At 57.8% G+C, this 2,797-nt stretch carries 5 protein-coding genes, 1 tRNA gene and 1 pseudogene; 3 read left to right on the forward strand and 4 right to left on the reverse strand.

Features of this window, described 5'->3' with window-relative positions:
* From ACGVJ8_RS06820 to ACGVJ8_RS06830, 3 genes and pseudogenes are all read left to right on the forward strand, one after another.
* Window positions 1–764: pseudogene (locus ACGVJ8_RS06820) on the forward strand (substrate-binding domain-containing protein); the annotation flags it as partial.
* A 297-nt stretch (window positions 765–1,061) separates the two neighbouring features.
* The gene (locus ACGVJ8_RS06825) at window positions 1,062–1,247 is read left to right on the forward strand and encodes a hypothetical protein (RefSeq protein ID WP_392346637.1); all 186 of its coding nucleotides are present in this window, start codon (window positions 1,062–1,064) and stop codon (window positions 1,245–1,247) included.
* A complete protein-coding gene (locus tag ACGVJ8_RS06830) occupies window positions 1,248–1,460 on the forward strand; it encodes a hypothetical protein (RefSeq protein ID WP_392346639.1) in 213 nt (70 codons plus the stop codon).
* A 175-nt stretch (window positions 1,461–1,635) separates the two neighbouring features.
* Here the strand turns inward: ACGVJ8_RS06830 and ACGVJ8_RS06835 are convergent.
* From ACGVJ8_RS06835 to msrA, 4 genes are all read right to left on the reverse strand, one after another.
* Window positions 1,636–1,709, reverse strand: a tRNA-Pro gene (locus ACGVJ8_RS06835).
* A gap of 14 nt (window positions 1,710–1,723) precedes the next feature.
* Entirely contained in the window at window positions 1,724–2,059 is a 336-nt protein-coding gene (locus ACGVJ8_RS06840) for a hypothetical protein (RefSeq protein WP_392346641.1), read from the reverse strand.
* 67 nt (window positions 2,060–2,126) lie between these two features.
* The gene (locus ACGVJ8_RS06845; protein WP_392346643.1) at window positions 2,127–2,291 is read right to left on the reverse strand and encodes a hypothetical protein; all 165 of its coding nucleotides are present in this window, start codon (window positions 2,289–2,291) and stop codon (window positions 2,127–2,129) included.
* A gap of 34 nt (window positions 2,292–2,325) precedes the next feature.
* Window positions 2,326–2,797: peptide-methionine (S)-S-oxide reductase MsrA (msrA, locus tag ACGVJ8_RS06850; RefSeq protein ID WP_392346645.1), on the reverse strand; the 472-nt coding region annotated here is incomplete at its 5' end.

Consider the following 2,797-nt stretch of genomic DNA (forward strand, 5'->3'; position numbering starts at 1 on the left):
CATCGGATGACCCGATGAAGAAGAAGGACATGGCCAAGGTCAGCCGCGGTGTGGTTCAGATCCCGATGGTGGGTGGCACCATCGCCTTCGGCTACAACAAGCCCGGCTGCAACCTCAAGCTCACCCAGGAGCAGGCCGTGAAGGTTGCCATGGGCAAGATCAAGGATTGGAAGGAGCTCGGCTGCAAGCCCGGCACCCTCACCTGGGTGCACCGCTCTGATGGCTCTGGTACTACCAAGGTCTTCACCAACTCCATGCAGGCCTTTTCCAAGACTTGGACCCTCGGCACCGGTAAATCGGTGAAGTGGCCCGCTGGCGTTGGCACTAAAGGTAACTCCGGTGTGGCTGGCCTGATCCAGAACCGTGAAGGCGCTATTGATTATGTGAATTAGTCATACATCAAGGGCAAGGTGGTAGCCGCTGCTCTTCAGAACAAGTCTGGTGAGTTCCTCAAGCCCTCTGTTGCTGCAGGTGCAAAAGCCCTCCACGGCATCAGCCTGGATAAAGATTTGGCTAGCAAGAACCCCAACCCCGCTGCCAAAGGCGCTTACCCCATCGCAACCCTCACCTGGGTTCTGGCGTATGGGAACGGAAACGGCCCCCGCGCCAAAGTTGTTCAGGAAGCCTTTAACTACATGCTGAGCCATGCCGCTCAGAACAAAGCTCCTTCCCTGGGATTCGTTCCCCTCAAGGGCGACATCCTGGCCAAGTCCAAGGCCGCTGTGAAAAAGATCGGTCAGTCATCTTGGCTTGATTGGTTTTAGAAACCAAACATCGAAGGCCCCTCGGGGCCTTTTTTTATGCGCTGAATGATTGGAATTGTGATCAACGTTAGAGCCTTCTTAACCCAATCTCTCCCGGTTCTTTGTTGGGAATCGATGTTGTCCTCAATACAGTTTTCCTGGATTCATAGCATTCCAAATGCTTGCCACTCCTTCCGTTGATCTGAGTTCAATAGCTTTCGGTTTCAAGGCGTTTTTGAAAGCAGCTACAATAATCGCAATGTTGTTCGTGTCATCTCGGGAAGTTTCGTTCCTCTGCTGAAGAGCAGCGTTTGGTTTGTGGTTCGCGGTATGGTGAAGCTAGGGGCGCTGTCAGTGCATGGCGATGAACTGGTGCTTAGCCTTGTGGGTCCCAATGAACCCTTTGGTGCGGCATTCACCAATGTGGAGGCCTACGAGGTTGTAGCGCTCACCGATTGCGATCTGCTCTGCTGCAATCTGGCGGAGCTGGAGCACTCTCCTTAGTTGGCGCTCGGCTTGGCCAAGGCCATGGCCGCCCGCTACCGCCAGGCGGAGTCGCTCCTGGCCCTGCTGGGGCTGCGGCGCGTTGAAGAAAGGATCCGGGGCTTCCTGGAGCTGCTCGCCAAGGACTTTGGCGAACTCTGTGAGGCCGGGTTGCGACTCAACCTTCGCCTGACCCATCAGGAGATGCCAGCGCCCTCAGCACCACACGGGTGACCGTGACCCGCGGTTGGGTCAGTTGCGAGATGAAGGCTGGCTTCAGATTGATGCATCCAGGCATCTGGTGGTGACCGGCACCGGCCGCCGATGAACGCATAAAAAAAGAGCCGGCGTAATTGCTGGCTCAAACCCTGAAGTGTTGATGTTCAGGTGGGGAAACAAAACGGTTGAATCGGAGCGGCGGGATTTGAACCCACGACCCCCACTACCCCAAAGTGGTGCGCTACCAAGCTGCGCCACGCCCCGTCAGATTTAAGTTATCACAGTGCATCCCGGCGTCTGAGTCGCCTGAGCAACCGAGTGGTGAGCTGGTCTCTCGTTGCGGATCCGTAGTGGTACATCCGCAGTTCTGCTGCGGCCTGACGAAGCTCAGCCAGGGTCATCGCCGCCAAACGCAGCTCGGGCAGGGTGCGCCAGGCTCTCGACCGCATCGGGAGTGAGGCAGGGCCTTTGGCCTGGCCCAGATTCAGGGTTCCATCCGCCAGCCATTCGGGGATGAGCACCACCAGAACGGCGATTAAGCCATAAAGCTCCACCAGCCCCCTCGGCAGGGGATGCAGTTGTCGCTGCTCGGATGGATCAGGCCGTTCACTCACCGCAGAACGGAGGGGTCCTTCTCCACCCACGATCGCACCAAGGGGAGGTGTGCCAGTTGGCTGGTGGTCAGATTGCCAATGGTGTTGTTTTGGGTGGAGGCGTCTCCCGCCAAAGCATCGGAGCCTGCTTCTCTCGGTTGACGGAGACACTGCCGAGGATCAGGACCAGAACCAGGATCAAGGTGAGGGCGATGCCCAAGATCACTTGCCGATCAGACCAAAGCTCGGGCATGACATGGTTCAGGGACTTCCCCATCCTGGCCGAATCAGCCCAGAGCAATTGGGCTGTTGTCGGATCGAAGCACGCAGTGGCTGACGGACCAGTCGTACTTGTCCCAGACCTGCTTCGGGAGTTTGTAGTTCGATCCTTCGAATTCACCAAGCAGAGTCTGGGTTGGCATCGCTGAACAGTAGGGGCGGCTGCCGGGCTTGGCGAGGTACTGCTGGTGATAGTCCTCGGCGAAATAGAAGGTTTGGTCCGCCAGAATTTCGGTGGTGATGGGACCATAGCCCTTGGCTGAGAGGGCGGCTTGATAGGTGTTCCGGCTGGCCAGGGCCAGTTGTAGATGCTCCGGATTGAACGTGTAGATGGCTGATCGGTATTGGCTGCCGGTGTCGTTGCCCTGCCGGTTGCCCTGGGTGGGGTCGTGGCACTCCCAGAACAGTTTCAGCAGGTCGCTGAAGTCCAGAGCGGGGGGGCTCCACACCACGCGCACCACTTCCGTGTGCCCGGTTCTG

The organism is Parasynechococcus sp., assembly GCF_042954245.1.
In the GTDB taxonomy this organism is placed as follows: Bacteria; Cyanobacteriota; Cyanobacteriia; order PCC-6307; family Cyanobiaceae; genus Parasynechococcus.

Coding starts and splice junctions, on each gene's coding strand:
- ACGVJ8_RS06845 (WP_392346643.1), bottom strand. CDS start 2,291: ATGCCCGAGCTTTGGTCTGATCGGCAAGTGATCTTGGGCATCGCCCTC.